This window comes from Micromonospora narathiwatensis, assembly GCF_900089605.1.
Taxonomy (GTDB): domain Bacteria; phylum Actinomycetota; class Actinomycetes; order Mycobacteriales; family Micromonosporaceae; genus Micromonospora; species Micromonospora narathiwatensis.
This window is the reverse complement of sequence record NZ_LT594324.1, coordinates 2,680,289-2,697,014: the sequence shown is the minus strand read 5'-3', so window position 1 is coordinate 2,697,014 and position 16,726 is coordinate 2,680,289. Positions and strand designations below refer to the sequence as shown.

The following is a 16,726-nucleotide window of genomic DNA, read 5'->3' as shown; positions in this document are numbered from 1 at the left end:
GGGTGGTGGTGGTTCAGTGGGGTGCCGGCGCGGCGGTGGGATGCAGCCAGCAGGCGACGGCACGCCCCGGGTGGTCGTCGCCGGGCGGACCCAACGGCGGCAACTCCTTGTCGCACGGGCCGAACGCATCCGGACAGCGCGGGTGGAACGCGCACCCGCCCGGCATGGCGCGCAGGTCCGGTGGGGAGCCCGGGATGCCGGTCAGCTCGCGGCGGGGGCCGCGCAGCGCCGGGAAGGAGTGCAGCAACCCCTCGGTGTACGGGTGCAGCGCCCGCCGGTACAGCTCGGCGGCCGGCGCCTGCTCGACGATCCGGCCGCCGTACATGATGGCGATCCGGTCGGAGAACTCCACCAGCAGCGACAGGTCGTGGGTGATGAACAGCACCGCGAAGCCCAGCCGCTGGCGCAGCTCGGCGAGCTGGCCGAGGATCTGCCGCTGCATCACCACGTCGAGCGCGGTGGTCGGCTCGTCCATGATGACCAGCTGCGGTTCCAGCGCCAACGCCATGGCGATCATGACCCGTTGCCGCATGCCGCCGGAGAGCTGGTGCGGGTAGCTGTCCAGCCGGTCGGCGGAGATACCGACCAGGCGCAGCAGCTCCCGTGCCCGGGCCTGCCGGCCCGGCGCCGTGCTCTTCGGTTCGTGCGCCTTGATCACGTCGAGCAGCTGGGTGGAGATCCGGTGCACCGGGTTGAGCGAGTTCATCGCCCCCTGGAACACGATGGACGTCTCCGCCCAGCGGAACGCCCGCAGTTGCGCCGGGCTCAGGGTCAGCACGTCGACCGGCGGGCCGTCGGTCGGGTGGTACACCACCTGGCCACCGCCGACCACCCCGGGCGGCGGCAGCAGCCGGGTCAACCCGTACGCCAGGGTGGACTTGCCACTGCCGCTCTCCCCGGCCAGCCCCAGCACCTCGCCCCGGTGCAGGGTCAGGTCGACGTCGCGGACCGCGTGCACGGCGTCGTCGCCGAGGCCGTAGTCGACGCAGAGCCCACGGATCTCCAGGACCGGTTCACTCATCGGTGGTTTCCTTCGTACGCGGGGCCGGGACGGTCGCGGGCGGCGCCAGGACGGGGGTGAAGCCGACCCGCATCCGCACGGTGCGCCCGTCGGCGGTGCGGATCCGCGCCCGGCCGCCACTGCGTAGCCGAGGGCTGACGAATTCGTCGATACCGAAGTTGATCAGGGCGAGGGCGGTGCCGAGCAGCGCGATGGCCAGGCCGGCCGGGACGAACCACCACCAGGCGCCCTGCGCGAGGGCCTGCTGGCTCTGCGCCCAGAACAGGATCGTGCCCCAGTTCCACGGCGAGACCGACGAGATGCCGATGAACGCCAGGGTGATCTCGGACATCACCGCGAAGATGACCGTGCCGACGAAACCGGAGGCGATGATCGCGGTCAGGTTGGGCAGGATCTCGAAGCCGATGATCCGCCAGGTGCTCTCCCCGGTGGCCCGGGCCGCCTCGACGTAGTCGCGACGGCGCAGCGACAGCGTCTGGGCGCGCAGCACCCGGGCCCCCCAGGCCCACGAGGTGAACCCGATGACCAGGGCGACCACCAGGTCGCCGGCCTCCGTGATGGTGGAGGTGACGATGATGATCAACGGCAGCGCCGGAATCACCAGGAACACGTTGGACAGCGCGGAGAGCCCGTCGTCGGGCAGCCCGCCCAGGTAGCCGGCGGTCACCCCGACCAGGACCGACAGGACGGTGGCGACCACCCCGGCGAGCAGCCCGACCAGCATCACCCCGCGGGTGCCGACCAGGACCTGGCTGAACACGTCCTGGCCGAGATGGGTGGTGCCGAACCAGTGCTGCGTCGACGGCGGCTGGAGCAGCTCGCCGCTGCGGGCGTCCGGGTCGTACGGGGCGATCCACGGGCCGATCACCGCGAGCAGCACGTACCCGACGACCACGGCCAGCCCGGTGGTGGCCTTGCCGTTGGCCAGGAAACGCCACCGGCGGCGGCGCGGGGCGGCCGGCTGGGCCATCGCACCCTGCTTCGGGATGACCTGCTCGATGCTGGAGGTGGGAATGGCCACGTCTCAGCCCTCCTTGCGGGTACGCGGGTCGAGCGCCAGGTACGCCACGTCGGCGAGCAGGTTCGCCACCAGCACCGAGAGCGTGATGACCAGGAAGATGCCCTGCATCAGCGGGTAGTCCTTGGCCTGCACCGCCCGGAACAGCAGGAACCCCAGCCCCGGATACGAGAACACGATCTCCACGAGCAGGGTGCCGCCGACGATGAACCCCAGCGACAGCGCGAAGCCGGCCACGTTCGGCAGCAGCGCGTTGCGGGCGGCGTAGTTCAACGCCACCCGGCGTTCCGGCAGGCCCTTGGCGTGCGCCACGGTGATGTAGTCCTCGGCGGCGACGGTCACCATCATGTTGCGCATGCTGAGGATCCAGCCGCTCATCGAGGAGACGAGGATGGTCGCGGCGGGCAGCAGGCTGTGCCGCACCGCGCTGCCCAGGAAGATGGTGTCCGGCGCGGGCACCAGGCCAGGCTCGTAGCCGCCGGAGGAGGGGAAGAAGCTGCCGGGGCCGGCCAGCAGGGCGATCGCGACCAGGCCGAGCCAGAAGTACGGCACCGAGGAGAGGAACGTGGTGGCCGGCAGCAGCCCGTCCACCCAGGAGCCCCGACGCCAGCCGGCCAGCACACCGAGGCCGGTGCCGAGGGCGAAGCTGACCAGGGTGGTGATGCCGACCAGGGCCAGGGTCCAGGGCAGCGCGTCGAGGATCACCTCGGACACCGGGGCCGGGAACGCGGTGAACGACAGCCCCAGGTCGCCGTGCAGCAACTGCTTCCAGTAGTCGACGTACTGGTCCCAGAGGCTGTCGTGGGTGTCGATGCCGAACAGCACGTACAACGAGTTGATCGCGTCGGTGCTGAGCTGCCCCTGGTAGCGGGAGATCAGCGACTTGACCGGGTCGCCGGGGATCAGCCGGGGGATGAAGAAGTTGAGGGTCAGCGCGGCCCAGGCGGTGAACAGGTAGAAGCCGACGCGGCGCAGCAGGTAGCTCATGCCAGCACTCCGCTTCGCTTCGTGCCGCCATGAGGCACCACCGCACTACATTGATGATTCACTCGCTGGCACTCGTTCATCGGTCCGCCCCCACCGCGGTGGCGGGCGGGGCGGCCTCCGGGTCGTAGAGCCAGCAGGCCGCCCAGTGCCCGGGCCGGTCGCCCACGTCGAGGCGGGGCGGCAGGTCGGTGGCGCAGCGCGGCATGGCCGCCGGGCAGCGCGGGTGGAACCGGCAGCCGGCCGGGGGCCGGATCAGGCTGGGCGGCTCGCCGTCGCCGCGTTCCCGCTCGTCGGGGCCGGCCTCGCCGGTGATCCGGTCCGGGTCGGGCGCCGAGTCGATCAGCAGCCGGGTGTACGGGTGCGCCGGCTGCTGCGTGACGGTCTCGCTGTCGCCGCCCTCGACCATCCGGCCGGCGTACATGACGAGGGTCTCGTCGGCGAAGTAGCGGGCCGAGGCGATGTCGTGGGTGATGTAGAGGATGGCCAGGCTCAGCCGTTCCTTGAGGTCGCGCAGCAGGTTGAGCACGCCGAGCCGGATCGACACGTCGAGCATCGACACCGGCTCGTCGGCGAGCAGCACCTCCGGGTCGGCGCCGAGCGCCCGGGCGATGGCCACCCGCTGTCGCTGCCCGCCGGAGAGTTCGTGCGGGAACTTGTCCAGGTAGCGCTCGGCCGGGGTGAGGGCGACGCGTTCCAGCAACTGGGCCAGCGCCGCGTCCAGGTCGGCCCCGGTACGGCCGGCGTTGCCGTGGATGCGCAGCGCCCGGGTCAGGTGGTAGCGCACGGTGTGCACCGGGTTCAGCGACGCGAACGGATCCTGGAAGATCATCTGCACCTTGCGCGCGTACGCCCGGAACGGCCGGCCACCGCGGACGGTGACCAGTTGGCCGTGCAGGCGGACGCTGCCGGCGGTTCGTGGGTAGAGCTGCGCGAGCAGCCGGGCGACCGTCGACTTGCCGGAGCCGGACTCGCCCACCAGGGCGGTCACCTGCCCACGGCGCAGGGTGAGGTGTACGTCGTCGACCGCGTGCACGGCCGGCCGGTCGCGGGTCAGCAGGGTGCGCAGCCCGGCGCGGACGGGGAAGTGCTTGGTCAGGCCGACCGCCTCCAGCACCTCCTCGCGGACGGCCGGGGCGTCCGTGGTGGGCGTTGTCATGCCGGGTTCCTGTCGTTCGAAGGGGTGGGAGCGGGTGGCCCGGGCGGCGGGTGGCGCCGCCCGGACCCTCCGGTCAGGAACCCGCGGGGCGCAGGTGCTGCACCACGTCGGCCGCGTTCGGCTGGGTCGGCTGGGCCGCGCCGTACGGGTTGGCGTCGTCCGGCCAGCCGGTCCAGTTCTTGCTGCTGTAGGCCGCGCCCACGTTGTCCGCGCCGACCGGGATCATCGGCACCTGCTCGACGAAGATCTTCTGGAGCGTGGCCATCGCCGCGGTCCGCGCCGCGTCGTCGGTGGCGTTGGCGTACGCGGTGAGCGCCGCGGTGGCCTCCGGGTTGTCGAAGCGGCCGAAGTTGCCGGCCGGGGAGGCCTTGCCGATCGGCTTGAGCTGCTGGCCGTCCATCACCGTCTGGTAGATGTCGTACGGCGTGGCCCCGCCGTTGGTCCAGCGGAAGGTGGCGTCGAACTTGCCCTCCTCGACGTTGCGGAACCACGCGTCCTGGTTGGCCTTGTCCACGGTGGCCGCGATGCCGATGGTGGACAGGTTGTCCTTCACGATCTCCAGGCTGGTCTGGTAGTCGGACCAGCCGGCCGGGTCGGTCAGGGTGAGGGTGACCGGCTTGCCGGCCGGGTCGACCAGCGTGTTGCCGTTGAGCTTGAAGCCGGCGTCGGTGAGCACCTTCTTCGCCCCTTCGACGTCGACCTTCTGGTCCTGCCCCTTGTACTCGGGCGCGAGGTACGCGTCACCGGCCGGGCTGGGCAGGCCGGTCACGTTGCGGACCAGGGGGTGGAAGTAGCCGGACTCGGCCTGGTTGAAGATGTCCTCCCGGTTGATCACCATGTTCATCGCCCGGCGCAGCGCGGGGTTGTCGAACGGCTTCTTGGTGGTGTTGATGTAGAGGCCGTGGATGCCGAGCACCGGCGGTGCCCACACCTTGTGGTTGGCCGGGTCCTTGCCGACGAAGACGGTCTGCACGTTCGGGATGAACACGAAGCTCCACTCCGACTCGCCGTTCGCGAGCGCGGTGGTCTGCGCGTTGTTGTCGGTGTACGACGTGTACCGCAGTTCCTTGACCTTCGGCAGTTCCTGCCAGTAGCCGCTCGTCCGGACCGACAGCGTGGTGGTCTGCGGGGTGAACGACTTGAGCGTGTACGCGCCGCTGCCCACCGGGTTCTTGTTGATGTCGGTGGTCGGGTCCTTGTAGGTCGACCAGATGTGCTTGGGGACGACCGGCACCCGGCACAGGATCTTGTGCTGGTTGACGAACTGCGGCGACTCGAAGGTGAGGGTCACCTCGTTGCCGCTGGCCGAAACCGACTTGTACGGCGTCGCGAACTCGTTGAGGCCGTCGTTGTCCTTGAGCAGGTTGTAGGTGAACTCGACGTCCTCGGCGGTGACCGGCTTCCCGTCCGACCAGGTCGCGTCCGTGCGGACGGTGACCTTCACCGACGTGTAGTCGGCGCTCCACTCGGCCTTGGTGGCCAGCCACGGCTTGAACGGCTCGGCCGGCTTGACCGGGTTCCACATCATCAGCGGCTCGTAGATCTGCCACCGGTAGCCGAGTGAGGCGCCCGAGGACGTGGTCAGGAACGGGTTGTGGTTCTCGGTCTGCGGGCCGTTGGGCATGCCGACGTTGAGCACCGTCGCGCCGCCCTTGTTGTTCTGGTTGCGGGTGTTGGCGGTCTCGCCGCAGCCGGTGAGGGTCACCGCGCCGGCGAGCGCGATGGCGAGGAGGTGCCGTCTTCTCATGGTGTCTCCCTCGATGCTCCCGCCGTGGGGAGCGGATGGTGGTGGGTGGAGGGTGTGCGGTACCGCCACCGGTCGGCGTGGGTGTCGGCCGGCGGTGGGGGTTTGCGGTGCGGTCAGGTGCGGCCGGTCGAGGCGCGCACGGTGAACGTGGTCGGGATGACGGTCGGGGTGTCGGGCAGGGGAGTGCCGCCGAGGTGGGAGATGAGGGTGCGGGCCGCGGCCGCCCCCATCTCCCGCAGCGGCTGGCGTACCGAGCTCAGCGGCGGGTGGGTGTGCCCGGCCAGCGGCAGGTCGTCGAAGCCGACGACCGCCACGTCGTCCGGGACGCGCCGGCCGGCGTCGCGCAGCGCCTGGAGCGCGCCGGCCGCGGAGAGGTCGTTGTGGGCGAAGACGGCGTCGAACGGCACGCCGTCGGCGAGCAGTCGTTGTACCGCGGCACGGCCGCACTCGAAGGTGAAATCGCCCTCCACGACGAGGGCGGGTGCGATGGGCAGGCCGGCGTCGGCGTATCCGCCCGCGAAGCCGGCGAGCCGTTCCCGGGTGCAGCCGAACCGGCGCATGCCGGTCACCACCAGCGGACGGTGTCGACCGAGCGCCAGCAGGTGCGCCGCGGCGGCCCGCGCGCCGGACTCGTTGGTGGTCCGGACCGACGGGAACCGCGGCTGGAGGCTCCGGTCGTCGATGAGGATGACCGGCAGGCCCCGCTCGTGCAGCGCGGTGATGTAGTCCAACGTGCCCTCCGGCTCGACCACCAGCAGACCGTCGAAGGACTTCGCGGAGACCTGGGAGGCGAACCGCCGCATCGACTCGTCGCCCCGGGTGCAGGTGAACAGCAGCAGGCCGTACCCCTCGGCCTCGACCACGTCGGCCGCGCCCTGCAACACCTCGCCCATCCAGGGCCAGGTGAGCGCGGGCACCAGCATGCCGACCACCCGGGTGCGGCCCCGGGCCAGGCCGACCGCGCGGGCGCTCGGCACGTATCCCAGGTCGCTGATCACGGCGCGGACCCGGTCGGCGGTGCGTACGTCCACCTCGCCCTTGCCGTTGAGCACCCGGGAGACCGTCGTCTTGCTCACCCCCGCCCGGGTGGCGACGTCGGCGATGGTGATCGGCACGGGGCGCTCCCGGGTGGCAGGGACGGGCGGTTGGTTCGGAACCGGTTGCGGAAGCGGTTCCATCGCAGTCAATCGAAGCGGCGGCGGTCACGTCAATAACGGCCAGGTAACGAATCATGGCTAAGTTCAAATCATTAAAAAAGCGCTGCCACACACCCTCCCGCGGGCGGGGGGAGTGCCGGCGCCCGCCCGCCGATCAGGCCGGCCGGCAGTAGACGTCGCCGGAGTTGGCCTCGTGCGGCAGGGCGCGCAGGTACGCCGCCACCTCGGCCGCGCTCGCCCAGCCCGGCAGGGCGAGCGCCATCTCGTCGCCGAGCGCGACGTTGAACCGGGTGAGGCCGAGCGCGGTGACCCGGTCCAGGCAGCGCGGGGCGAGCCGGCGCGCGATGGTGGTGAACTCGAACGACAGGGCCGGCGGCGGGCTGCTCAACCCGGCCAGCACGGCGTCCTCGAATCCTTCCACGTCGATCTTCACGAAGTCCGGTACGCCGTGCGCGGCGATGAGGGCGTCGAGCGTGGTGCCGACGACCTCGATCTCGGCGTCCCAGGTCTCGTCCTGCCAGCCGTCGGCGCCGGCCGCCGACCGGACGAAGCGCGCGGACGCGGTGGAGACCGTGGGGTTGGCGGAGTTGACGTGCAGCCGGACCCGGCCGGGCCGGGCTCCGCAGGCCGCCTCGATCACCGTGACCCGCTCGTCGCCGGCGTACAGCGCGCGCAGCGCCCGGACGCAGAGCGGCTGCGGTTCGACGGCCACCACGCGGGCGCCGAGGCGACGGAAGCTGCCGAGCCGGTCGCCGACGTGCGCGCCGACGTCGAAGACCAGGTTCCCGGGGCGGACGAAGCCCGCGTAGAAGGCGTCCATCGCCGCCTCGCGGCCCGGGTCACCGTAGTACGACTCCAGGGACCGGCGCAGGTCAGACATGGCCGGATCAGCCTTGAGCGTCTCGATCACCCCGTCCTGGCCGCCCATTGCTCTGACCGTAGCGACGATGGGGCGAACGCGAGCCGGGTTCGGGTTATCCGGCCGGCAGGCCGTTGGCCCAGCCTCCTAGGATGCCCTGACGGGGTGTGACCTCGGTCGGTCGGGCCAGCACCGAGGGCCATCGTCAACAGGTGCGGGGGATATGGCGCGTGCCGGCCAGGTGGCCGGCACGCGTACGGCTGAGACGTCTCAGGGGGTTTCGACGACCTCCTGGCCGAGCGGCCAGAGCGCCGCCGGCACGAGCTTGAAGTTCGCCACCCCGAACGGGATGCCGATGACGGTGACGCAGAGGGCGACGCCGGCGAGGATGTGGGACAGCGCGAGCCACCAGCCGGCCAGCAGCACCCACAGCAGGTTCGCGACGCCGGAGGCGATCCCGGCGCCCGGCTTCGGGACGAGGGTGCGGCCGAACGGCCAGAGCGCGTAGGAGGCGAGGCGGAGCGAGGCCACGCCGAACGGGATGGTGATCACCAGTACGAAGCAGATCAGCGCGGCCAGCCCGTAGCCCAGGGCGAGGACGAGGCCGCCACCGAAGACGAGCCACAACAGGTTCAAGATGAAACGGATCACGCGTTCCATCGTGGCCGGGCCGCGCAACGGTCGGGAAGCCAGGGCCCCGGGCGGGGTCAGGAGGCGCTGGCCAACTGGATCAGGTTCCCGCAGGTGTCGTCGAGCACCGCGGTCGTCACGCCGCCCATCGCCACCGGCGGTTGGGTGAACTCGACGCCGAGGGTCCGCAGCCGGTCGAACTCGGCGCGCACGTCGTCGACGGCGAACGACGTGAACGGGATGCCGTCGGCGACGAGCGCCTGCCGGAACGGGCCGACCGCCGGATGGCCGGCGGGTTCGAGCACCAGCTCGACCCCGTCGGGATCGGCGGGCGAGACGACCGTGAGCCAGCGGTGTTCGCCGAGCGGGATCTCGGTCTTCTTCTCGAAGCCCAGCACCTCCGTGTAGAAGGCGAGCGCCTTCTCCTGGTCGTCGACGAAGACGCTGGCCAGGTTGACGCGGATCAAGGTCCCTCCTCAGGGATCGGCCACCGATCGACGACCGCGCGCAGGGGCCCGAAGTCGGCGTGGTGGAACTTGTAACGGCCGCTACGCGCGAAGCGCACGAGCCCGGCTTCCGCGAGCGTGTCGAGGTGCTGCGAGATCGCCTGGCGGGAGGATCCGATGCCGTGCCTGGTCGTCAGCCGCGCGCAGATCTCGAAGAGGGTCTGGCCGTCCCGCTCGGCCAGTTCGTCGAGGATTGCCCGGCGGGTGGGGTCGGCGATCGCGGCGAAGACGTCGGTCACGGCAGGTTGAGCTGCCAGGACACTCCAAAGCGGTCGTTCACCCAGGCGAACCGGGTGCTGAAGCCGTAGTCGCCGAGCGGCATGAGTTCCGTTCCGCCCTCGGCGAGCGCCCGGTGCAGGCGGATGAGCTCGGCCTGGTCCCGGCAGCGCACGAACAGCGACAGCGAGGGGGTGAACGTGAAGGCGTGGCGCACGTGGCTGTCACTGCACAACACTCGCTGCCCGGCCACCCGGAACTCGGCGAGGTGCACGGTGCCGGCGCCGGGTTCGTCGCTCTCCCGCCGGGTGACGGAGAGGATCTCGCCGTCGTCGAACAGCGAGACGTAGAAGTTCATGGCCTCGGCGGCGGCCCCTTCGAACATCAGGAACGGGGTGAGCGTGGTGTCCGTGTCGGTCATCGCCTCGGCTCCCGGCTTCGGCCGGCCTGACGCCGGCGCCTGCACGACAGGTTAGGCAAGCTCCCGCTTGCATGTCAAAGGTGGCGCGCCGGTGTCACCAGGCCCGACTCGTACGCCGCGATGACGAGCTGGGCCCGGTCCCGGGCGTTCAGCTTGGCGAGCAGGTGCCCGATGTGGGTCTTGACGGTGGCCGGGCTGAGGTGCAGGTGCCCGGCGATCTCCGGGTTGGACAGGCCGCGGGCGACGAGGGTGAGCACCTCCCGCTCCCGGTCGGTGATCCGGTCGAGGTCGCCCGCGACCGGACGGGCCGGGGGCGTACGCCGGGCGAACTCGGCGATCAGCCGCCGGGTCACGGTCGGCGCGAGCAGCCCGTCGCCCGCCGCGACGACCCGGATGCCGCCCAGCAGGTCAGCCGGCGGCGTGTCCTTGAGCAGGAAGCCGCTCGCGCCCGCGCGCAACGCCGCGTACACGTACTCGTCGAGGTCGAACGTGGTCAGCACGAGCACCCGCGGGCCCGGGGCGGACCCCGCGCAGATCCGCCGGGTCGCCTCGATGCCGTCCATCTCGGGCATCCGGATGTCCATGAGGACCACGTCGGGCCGGGCGGCGTGGGCGAGCGCGACCGCCTCGCCGCCGGTGCCCGCCTCGCCGACCGAGGTGAGCCCGGGCGCGGTGTCCACGAGCAGGCGGAAGCTGCCCCGCACCAGGGCCTGGTCGTCGGCGATGAGCACCCGGATCGGATCGGTCACGGCTCACAGGGTAGGCGCGCGGACACGCTGAACCCGCCCTCCGGCCGGGGCCCGGCGTGGAACGAGCCGCCGTACATCAGGACCCGCTCCCGCATGCCGATCAGCCCGTGCCCGGCGGGCCGGTCGGGCGACGGCACCCGCGACCCGGGCCCGTCGTCGGTCACCTCGACGCGGACCTCGCCCCGCCCGGCCGCCACCGACACCCGGCAGCGGGCCGGCCCCGCGTGGCGGACCACGTTCGTCAGCGCCTCCTGCACGATCCGGTACACCGACAGCGCCACACCCTCGGGCAGCTCGTCCACGTCCCGCACGTCGAGCTCGACCGGCACGCCGGCCTGCTCGGCCCGCTCGGCCAGCGTGGGCAGCCCGGCCAGCCCGGGGGTCGGGGCCAGCGCGGCGCCGTCCGCGTCGGAGCGCAACACGCCGAGCAGGTGACGCATCTCGGCGAGCGCGCCCCGGCTCGTCGACTCGATCACCCGCAGCGCGTTCTGCGCCTCGTCGGGGCGTACCGCCAGGACGTGGTTGGCCGTGCCGGCCTTGACCGCGATCAGGCTCATGCTGTGCGCGACCACGTCGTGCAGTTCCCGGGCGATGCGCAGGCGCTCCTCGGCGACCGCGCGGCCGGCCAACTCGGCGGCGGAGCGGGCGGCGTCGGCGCGGCGCGCGCGTACGACCCGGCCGACGGTCCACGCCCCGGCCAGGAGGCCGGCGCCGAGCACGACGACGCCGAGCCGGTGCCACGACTGGTACGGGGTGCCGGCCACCGAGCCGCCGACGAGCACGACCGCGGCCACCGTACCGGCCACCGGGGCGGGCACCCAGGCGCGCCGGCCGTCGCACGCGAGCGGGTACAGCGCGAACGCGGCGGCGACGAACGGATCCGCCAGCACACCTGCCGCCGCCGCCGCGACCGAGGCGGCGAACACGACCAGGAACACCGGTCCCGGCCAGCGTCGGCGTACCGCCACCGGCGCCCCGACCGCGGCCATGAGCGGCATCGAGAGCCAGGCCGGCACGTCGGCGCGTACGACGGCGGACGACGCGAACAGCAGCAGGTATCCGATCGCGGCCAGGCCGTCGAGCGCGATCAACTGGCGGCGGCCGAGCCGTCTGCTCCGATCCACCCCGCGAACGGTATCGGCGGGTGCCGGCCGGTGCCTCCCCCCTGGGTAGGTCATCCCGTGCTCCGATGCGCCCGGCGTCCGCCCTCGGGCAGGGTGGCCGCCGTGATCGAAGTCAACGAGCTGACCAAGAGGTACCGGCACGGCGTGGCCGTCGACGGGCTCTCCTTCACCGTCAGACCCGGTGTCGTCACCGGCTTCCTCGGCCCGAACGGCGCCGGCAAGACCACCACCGTGCGGGTGCTGCTCGGGCTGGCCGCGCCGAGCGCCGGCGAGGCGCTGGTGGGCGGCCGGGCGTACGCGTCGCTGCATCACCCGCTGCGCGAGGTGGGCGCCCTGCTCGACGCGAACGCCGTGCACCCGGGCCGGTCGGCGGTCGACCACCTGCGGTGGCTGGCGAGGACCAACGGCATCGGGCCCGCCCGTACGTCGTCGTTGCTGGAGCGGGTCGGCCTGGCCGGGGTGGCCCGCGGCCGGGTCGGCGGCTTCTCGCTCGGCATGCGGCAGCGGTTGGGCATCGCGGCGGCGCTGCTCGGGGATCCCGGCGTCCTGATCCTCGACGAGCCGGTGAACGGCCTGGACCCGCAGGGCGTGCGATGGATCCGGGAGCTGATGCGGTCACTGGCCGCCGAGGGCCGGACGGTCCTGGTCTCGAGCCATCTGATGAGTGAGGTGGAGCTGACCGCCGACCGGCTGATCGTCATCGGCCGGGGCCGGCTGCTCGCCGACACGACGGTCGGTGAACTCGTCACGGGCGCCGGTTCGGCGTCGCTGGAGGAGGCGTACCTGCGGCTGACCGACGGCGCGGCCGAGCACCGGGCGGGGGGTGGATGGTGATGACCGCGCTGCTCTCCGCCGAGTGGACCAAGATCCGCTCGGTACGGTCGACGGTCTGGTGCCTGTCGTTGACGGTCGCGCTCAGCGTCGGCCTCGGATACCTGTTCGGGCGCAACTTCCGGACCGGTTTCGCGGAGCTGCCACCGGAGCAGCGGGACCGTTTCGACCCGCTCTTCGCCTCGTTCTACAGCCTCACCGTCGGCCAGCTCGCGCTGGTGGTGCTCGCGGTCCTCGTGGTCACCGGCGAGCACTCCACGGGGACGATCCGGGTGTCCCTCGCCGCGGTGCCTCGGCGCGGGCGGTTCTACGCCGCCAAGGTGCTCACCGGAGCGCTGCTGGCCGGAGCGGTCGCCGTGGTGACCGTGCTCGCCACCTTCGCCGCCGCGCAGGCCGGCCTCGGCCCGCACGGCACCTCCCTCGGCGCGGCCGGGGTGCCCGTCGCGGTGGCCGGCGCCTGCCTCTACCTGACGCTCATCTACCTGTTCGCGACCGGGCTGGCGGCGCTCGCGCGGAGCGCGATCCCCGCCCTGGGCGTCCTGCTTCCGCTGCTGTTTCTCGGCTCGCAGGGGCTGGGCAACGTGCCGAGGGTGAAGACCGTCGCGCAGTACCTGCCGGACCAGGCCGGAATGGTGATCATGCACATCGTCGGGCCGGCGGACGACCCGCGATTCGCCCGCCCCTACGGCCCGTGGACCGGGGTGGGGATCATGGCGCTGTGGACTGCGGCGGCGCTGCTCGCCGGGTATGTCGCGGTGCGCCGCCGGGACGTGTGACCGCCCCCCACGGTTCCCCAAACGACCGTTAAGCTCAGGGGGTGGGAACCAACGAGCTGTACCCGGCCGAGCGGCTGGCCGCCGCGCGGCGCGCAACCGCCGCCGCTGGCCTGGACGCGCTGCTGCTCACCCCCGGCTCCGACCTGCGCTACCTGACCGGCTACGACGCGCACGCCGGGGAGCGGCTGACCTGCCTGGTGCTGCCCGCCGAGGGCGAACCCACCCTGATCGTGCCGGTCCTGGAGCGTCCCGCGGCGGAAGCCGCCCCGGCCGCCGGCGTACGCATCGTCGACCACGCCGACGGCACCGACCCGTACCCGCTGGTCCGGGCGGCGCTGCCCGGCCCGGTGGCCGCCGTCGGGCTGGCCGACCGGATGTGGGCCGAGCAGGTCCTCGCCCTGCGCGCCGCGCTGCCCGACGCCACCCAGCGCCTCGCCGCCGAGGTGCTGCGCGAGCTGCGGATCCGCAAGTCGCCCGCCGAGGTGGCCGCCCTCGCCGAGGCGGGCGCCGCGATCGACGCGGTGCACCGGCGGATGGGGGAGTGGCTGCGTCCGGGCCGGACCGAGGCCGAGGTGGCCGCCGACATCGCCGCCGCCATCCGGGCGGCCGGCCACGTCACCGTCGACTTCGTCATCGTCGCCGCCGGGCCGCACGGGGCCAGCCCGCACCACGGCACGTCCGACCGGCCGATCCGTGCCGGCGAGCCCGTCGTGGTCGACATCGGCGGCACCATGCCGTCGGGCTACCGCTCCGACTGCACCCGCACCTACGTCGCCGGCGGCCCCGCCCCGGCCGAGTTCACCGACTACTACACGGTTCTGTACGAGGCCCAGCGGGCGGCGGTGGCGGCGGTCCGGCCCGGGGTCACCGCCGAGGCGGTCGACGCGGCGGCCCGCGACGTCATCACCGCCGCCGGCTACGGTGACGCCTTCCTGCACCGCACCGGCCACGGCATCGGCCTCGACACCCACGAGGAGCCGTACGTCGTGGCCGGCAACCCCCGGCCCCTCGAGGCCGGCATGGCCTTCTCGGTCGAACCCGGGATCTACCTCGCCGGGCGGCACGGTGCCCGGATCGAGGACATCGTCGTCTGCACGACGGACGGCGGGCAACGGCTCAACACCACCCCCACGGAGCTCATCGCGCTATGACTGTCGACCGGATCCTCCCCACCGACGAGGCCCACGACCTGCTGGAACTCGCCACCGAACTCGCCGACCGGGAGCTCGCTCCGAAGGCCGCCGGGTTCGAGGAGCGTGCCGAGTTCCCCCGCGAGGTGCTGCGCACCCTGGGCCGGGCCGGCCTGCTGGGCCTGCCGTACGCCGAGGAGCACGGCGGGGCCGCCCAGCCGTACGAGGTCTACCTCCAGGTGCTGGAGATCCTCGCCAGCCGTTGGCTCGCGGTCGCCGAGGCGGTCAGCGTGCACACCCTTTCCTGCTATCCGCTGGCCCAGTTCGGCACGGACGAGCAGCGCAAGCTGCTGCCCGACATGGTCGGCGGGGAGCTGCTGGGGGCGTACTGCCTCTCCGAGCCGCAGGGCGGCTCCGACGCCGCGGCCCTGACCACGAAGGCGGTCCGCGACGGCGACGACTACGTGGTCTCCGGCACCAAGGCGTGGATCACCCACGCCCGGGTCGCCGACTTCTACAACATCTTCTGCCGCACCGGCGGTCCCGGCCCGAAGGGCGTCTCCTGCCTCCTCGCGGACCGGAACACCCCCGGCATCCTCCCGCAGGCCGCCGAGCGGACCATGGGCCTGCACGCCTCCCCGGTGGCCCAGATCGCCTTCGACGAGGCCCGGGTGCCCGCCGAGCGGCTGATCGGCGGCGAGGGGGCCGGCTTCACCATCGCCATGTCCGCCCTGGACTCCGGGCGGCTGGGCATCGCCGCCTGCGCGGTCGGCCTGGCCCAGGCCGCGCTGGACTACGCGGTCGGCTACGCGAAGCAGCGCCAGCAGTTCGGCCGGTCGATCATCGACTTCCAGGGGCTCGGCTTCACCCTCGCCGACCACGCCACCCAGATCTCCGCGGCCCGCGCGCTGATGCTGGCCGCCGCCCGGCTGCGTGACGCCGGCCGGCCGTACTCGATCGAGGCGGCGAAGGCGAAGCTCTTCGCCACCGACGTGGCGATGCGGGTGACCATCGACGCGGTGCAGGTGCTCGGCGGCGCCGGCTACGTCGTGGACCACCCCGTCGAGCGGTACCTGCGGGAGGCGAAGGTGCTCCAGATCGTCGAGGGCACCAACCAGATCCAGCGGCTGGTCATCTCCCGGGCCCTGGCCAAGGGCTGACCCTGGGTGACCGCATCCGGCCCACCGAGCCGCATGCCGGTGGGCCGGATGCGGCGTGCGCGCGGATTTCCAGGTAGGTTGCAGCGCGTGGAGGAGATCGACCGGGCCATTGTCGCCGCGCTGACCGGGGACGGTCGGCTGTCGTACACCGACCTCGCCGAGCGGGTGGGGTTGTCGGTGTCCGCCGTGCACCAGCGGGTCCGCCGGCTGGAGCAGCGCGGCGTCATCAAGGGGTACGCGGCCCGCGTCTCGTTCGAGGCGCTGGAGCTGCCGTTGACCGCGTTCGTGGCGATCCGGCCGTTCGACCCGTCGCAGCCGGACGACGCGCCGGAGCGGCTGGCCCACCTGCCCGAGATCGACTCGTGCTACTCGGTGGCGGGGGAGGACTTCTACCTGCTGCTGGTGCGGGTGGCCAGCCCGACGGACCTGGAGCGGGTGCTGCAGGAGATCCGGACGGCCGCCAACGTCACCACCCGCACCACCGTGGTGCTCTCCACGCCGTACGAGAGCCGGCCGCCGAAGATCAGTGCCGAGGCGCCGGATCGGGGACGGTCCCGGGCGGCGGCGGAGCCGGCTGGTTCCAACGCCGGATGACCTGCCGCCCGTGTTCGTGACCGAGCACGCTGACGGTGGCGGTGTCCAGCCGTAGCAGCCCACCGGCGGACGGGGGCAGGCCGATCCAGCGGGCGCCGATCACCCGCAGGTTGTGCCCGTGGCCGACCAGGGCGACGCTGCCCCGGTCGAGCAGGGGCGCGGTCGTGGCGAGCACCCGGTCGGCCCGTTCGCCGACCTGTGCCGGTGACTCCCCGCCGGGCGCGCCGTCGGTCCAGAGGTTCCAGTGCGGATTCTCCTGGTGGATGTCCGCCGTGGTGCGGCCCTCGTACTCGCCGTAGTTCCACTCGGCCAGGTCGGGGTCGGTGGTGTCGACGTCGAGCCCGGCGAGGTGGGCGGTGCACGTCGCCCGCTGCCGGGGGCTGGACAGGACGCGGACGAAGCGGCGGCCGGCGAGCAGCACACCGAGCGCGCGGGCCTGCCGTTCCCCGTCGGGGGTCAGCTCCAGATCTGTGTACGAGGTGTGCCGGTGGCTGGCGCTCCACGCGGTCTCGCCGTGCCGGATCAGCAGGATCTCGCTCACCTGCCCAGTCAACCACGTGGGACGCCCTGCACCCGGTCGGCGGGATCACCTCGGCCGCTCGTTGTTCACCGACTCGTTCCTAACAACCCATCTTCCTAGGATG

The 16,726-nt window shown here is 72.6% G+C and carries 19 protein-coding genes; 5 read left to right on the top strand and 14 right to left on the bottom strand.

Annotated features, from left to right (window positions below; genetic code table 11):
- Positions 1 to 13: 13 nt before the first annotated feature.
- From GA0070621_RS11920 to GA0070621_RS11860, 13 genes are all read right to left on the bottom strand, one after another.
- A complete protein-coding gene (locus tag GA0070621_RS11920) occupies positions 14 to 1,021 on the bottom strand; it encodes an ABC transporter ATP-binding protein (RefSeq protein WP_091194574.1) in 1,008 nt (335 codons plus the stop codon).
- On the bottom strand, positions 1,014 to 2,042 hold the full coding sequence (locus GA0070621_RS11915; protein WP_091194571.1) for an ABC transporter permease: 1,029 nt from the start codon (positions 2,040 to 2,042) through the stop codon (positions 1,014 to 1,016). Before GA0070621_RS11915 ends, GA0070621_RS11920 begins: the two co-directional genes overlap by 8 nt.
- 3 nt (positions 2,043 to 2,045) lie before the next feature.
- Complete coding sequence (locus GA0070621_RS11910) at positions 2,046 to 3,026, bottom strand: ABC transporter permease (protein ID WP_091194569.1); 981 nt, start codon at positions 3,024 to 3,026, stop codon at positions 2,046 to 2,048.
- A gap of 76 nt (positions 3,027 to 3,102) precedes the next feature.
- A complete protein-coding gene (locus GA0070621_RS31275; RefSeq protein WP_091194566.1) occupies positions 3,103 to 4,182 on the bottom strand; it encodes an ABC transporter ATP-binding protein in 1,080 nt (359 codons plus the stop codon).
- Positions 4,183 to 4,255: 73 nt separating this feature from the next.
- Entirely contained in the window at positions 4,256 to 5,929 is a 1,674-nt protein-coding gene (locus GA0070621_RS11900) for an ABC transporter substrate-binding protein (protein WP_091194565.1), read from the bottom strand.
- A 113-nt stretch (positions 5,930 to 6,042) separates the two neighbouring features.
- Entirely contained in the window at positions 6,043 to 7,044 is a 1,002-nt protein-coding gene (locus GA0070621_RS11895) for a LacI family DNA-binding transcriptional regulator (RefSeq protein WP_091194562.1), read from the bottom strand.
- A gap of 196 nt (positions 7,045 to 7,240) precedes the next feature.
- A complete protein-coding gene (locus GA0070621_RS11890; RefSeq protein WP_167666825.1) occupies positions 7,241 to 8,014 on the bottom strand; it encodes an FkbM family methyltransferase in 774 nt (257 codons plus the stop codon).
- A 201-nt stretch (positions 8,015 to 8,215) separates the two neighbouring features.
- Positions 8,216 to 8,596, bottom strand: coding sequence for a YccF domain-containing protein (locus GA0070621_RS11885; protein WP_167666824.1), 381 nt, complete (start codon positions 8,594 to 8,596; stop codon positions 8,216 to 8,218).
- A gap of 56 nt (positions 8,597 to 8,652) precedes the next feature.
- A complete protein-coding gene (locus GA0070621_RS11880; protein WP_091202285.1) occupies positions 8,653 to 9,039 on the bottom strand; it encodes a VOC family protein in 387 nt (128 codons plus the stop codon).
- Positions 9,039 to 9,320 carry an ArsR/SmtB family transcription factor gene (locus tag GA0070621_RS11875; RefSeq protein ID WP_091194558.1) on the bottom strand — a complete coding sequence of 94 codons (282 nt, stop codon included), beginning with the start codon at positions 9,318 to 9,320 and terminating at the stop codon, positions 9,039 to 9,041. The genes GA0070621_RS11880 and GA0070621_RS11875 overlap by 1 nt, the downstream gene beginning before the upstream one ends.
- Entirely contained in the window at positions 9,317 to 9,718 is a 402-nt protein-coding gene (locus GA0070621_RS11870; protein WP_091194554.1) for a VOC family protein, read from the bottom strand. The genes GA0070621_RS11875 and GA0070621_RS11870 overlap by 4 nt, the downstream gene beginning before the upstream one ends.
- Before the next feature lie 74 nt (positions 9,719 to 9,792).
- Positions 9,793 to 10,467, bottom strand: coding sequence for a response regulator (locus tag GA0070621_RS11865; protein ID WP_091194552.1), 675 nt, complete (start codon positions 10,465 to 10,467; stop codon positions 9,793 to 9,795).
- Positions 10,464 to 11,591, bottom strand: a complete 1,128-nt coding sequence (locus GA0070621_RS11860; RefSeq protein WP_231921002.1) for a sensor histidine kinase — start codon at positions 11,589 to 11,591, stop codon at positions 10,464 to 10,466. The genes GA0070621_RS11865 and GA0070621_RS11860 overlap by 4 nt, the downstream gene beginning before the upstream one ends.
- Before the next feature lie 102 nt (positions 11,592 to 11,693).
- Here GA0070621_RS11860 and GA0070621_RS11855 point away from each other — a divergent pair, with 102 nt between their 5' ends.
- The 5 genes from GA0070621_RS11855 (at position 11,694) to GA0070621_RS11835 (ending at position 16,082) form a co-directional block, all read left to right on the top strand.
- Positions 11,694 to 12,425, top strand: a complete 732-nt coding sequence (locus tag GA0070621_RS11855; RefSeq protein WP_091202284.1) for an ABC transporter ATP-binding protein — start codon at positions 11,694 to 11,696, stop codon at positions 12,423 to 12,425.
- Positions 12,425 to 13,198, top strand: a complete 774-nt coding sequence (locus GA0070621_RS11850) for an ABC transporter permease subunit (protein ID WP_197673958.1) — start codon at positions 12,425 to 12,427, stop codon at positions 13,196 to 13,198. The genes GA0070621_RS11855 and GA0070621_RS11850 overlap by 1 nt, the downstream gene beginning before the upstream one ends.
- 41 nt (positions 13,199 to 13,239) lie before the next feature.
- Positions 13,240 to 14,349: a M24 family metallopeptidase gene (locus GA0070621_RS11845; RefSeq protein ID WP_091194542.1), complete on the top strand. Its 1,110-nt coding sequence runs from the start codon at positions 13,240 to 13,242 to the stop codon at positions 14,347 to 14,349.
- Positions 14,346 to 15,488, top strand: a complete 1,143-nt coding sequence (locus GA0070621_RS11840; RefSeq protein ID WP_091194539.1) for an acyl-CoA dehydrogenase family protein — start codon at positions 14,346 to 14,348, stop codon at positions 15,486 to 15,488. The genes GA0070621_RS11845 and GA0070621_RS11840 overlap by 4 nt, the downstream gene beginning before the upstream one ends.
- An 87-nt stretch (positions 15,489 to 15,575) precedes the next feature.
- Positions 15,576 to 16,082 carry an Lrp/AsnC family transcriptional regulator gene (locus GA0070621_RS11835; RefSeq protein ID WP_091194536.1) on the top strand — a complete coding sequence of 169 codons (507 nt, stop codon included), beginning with the start codon at positions 15,576 to 15,578 and terminating at the stop codon, positions 16,080 to 16,082.
- Here GA0070621_RS11835 and GA0070621_RS11830 read toward each other — a convergent pair.
- Positions 16,012 to 16,623, bottom strand: a complete 612-nt coding sequence (locus tag GA0070621_RS11830) for a histidine phosphatase family protein (RefSeq protein WP_091194533.1) — start codon at positions 16,621 to 16,623, stop codon at positions 16,012 to 16,014. The genes GA0070621_RS11835 and GA0070621_RS11830 overlap by 71 nt on opposite strands.
- Positions 16,624 to 16,726: the final 103 nt, after the last annotated feature.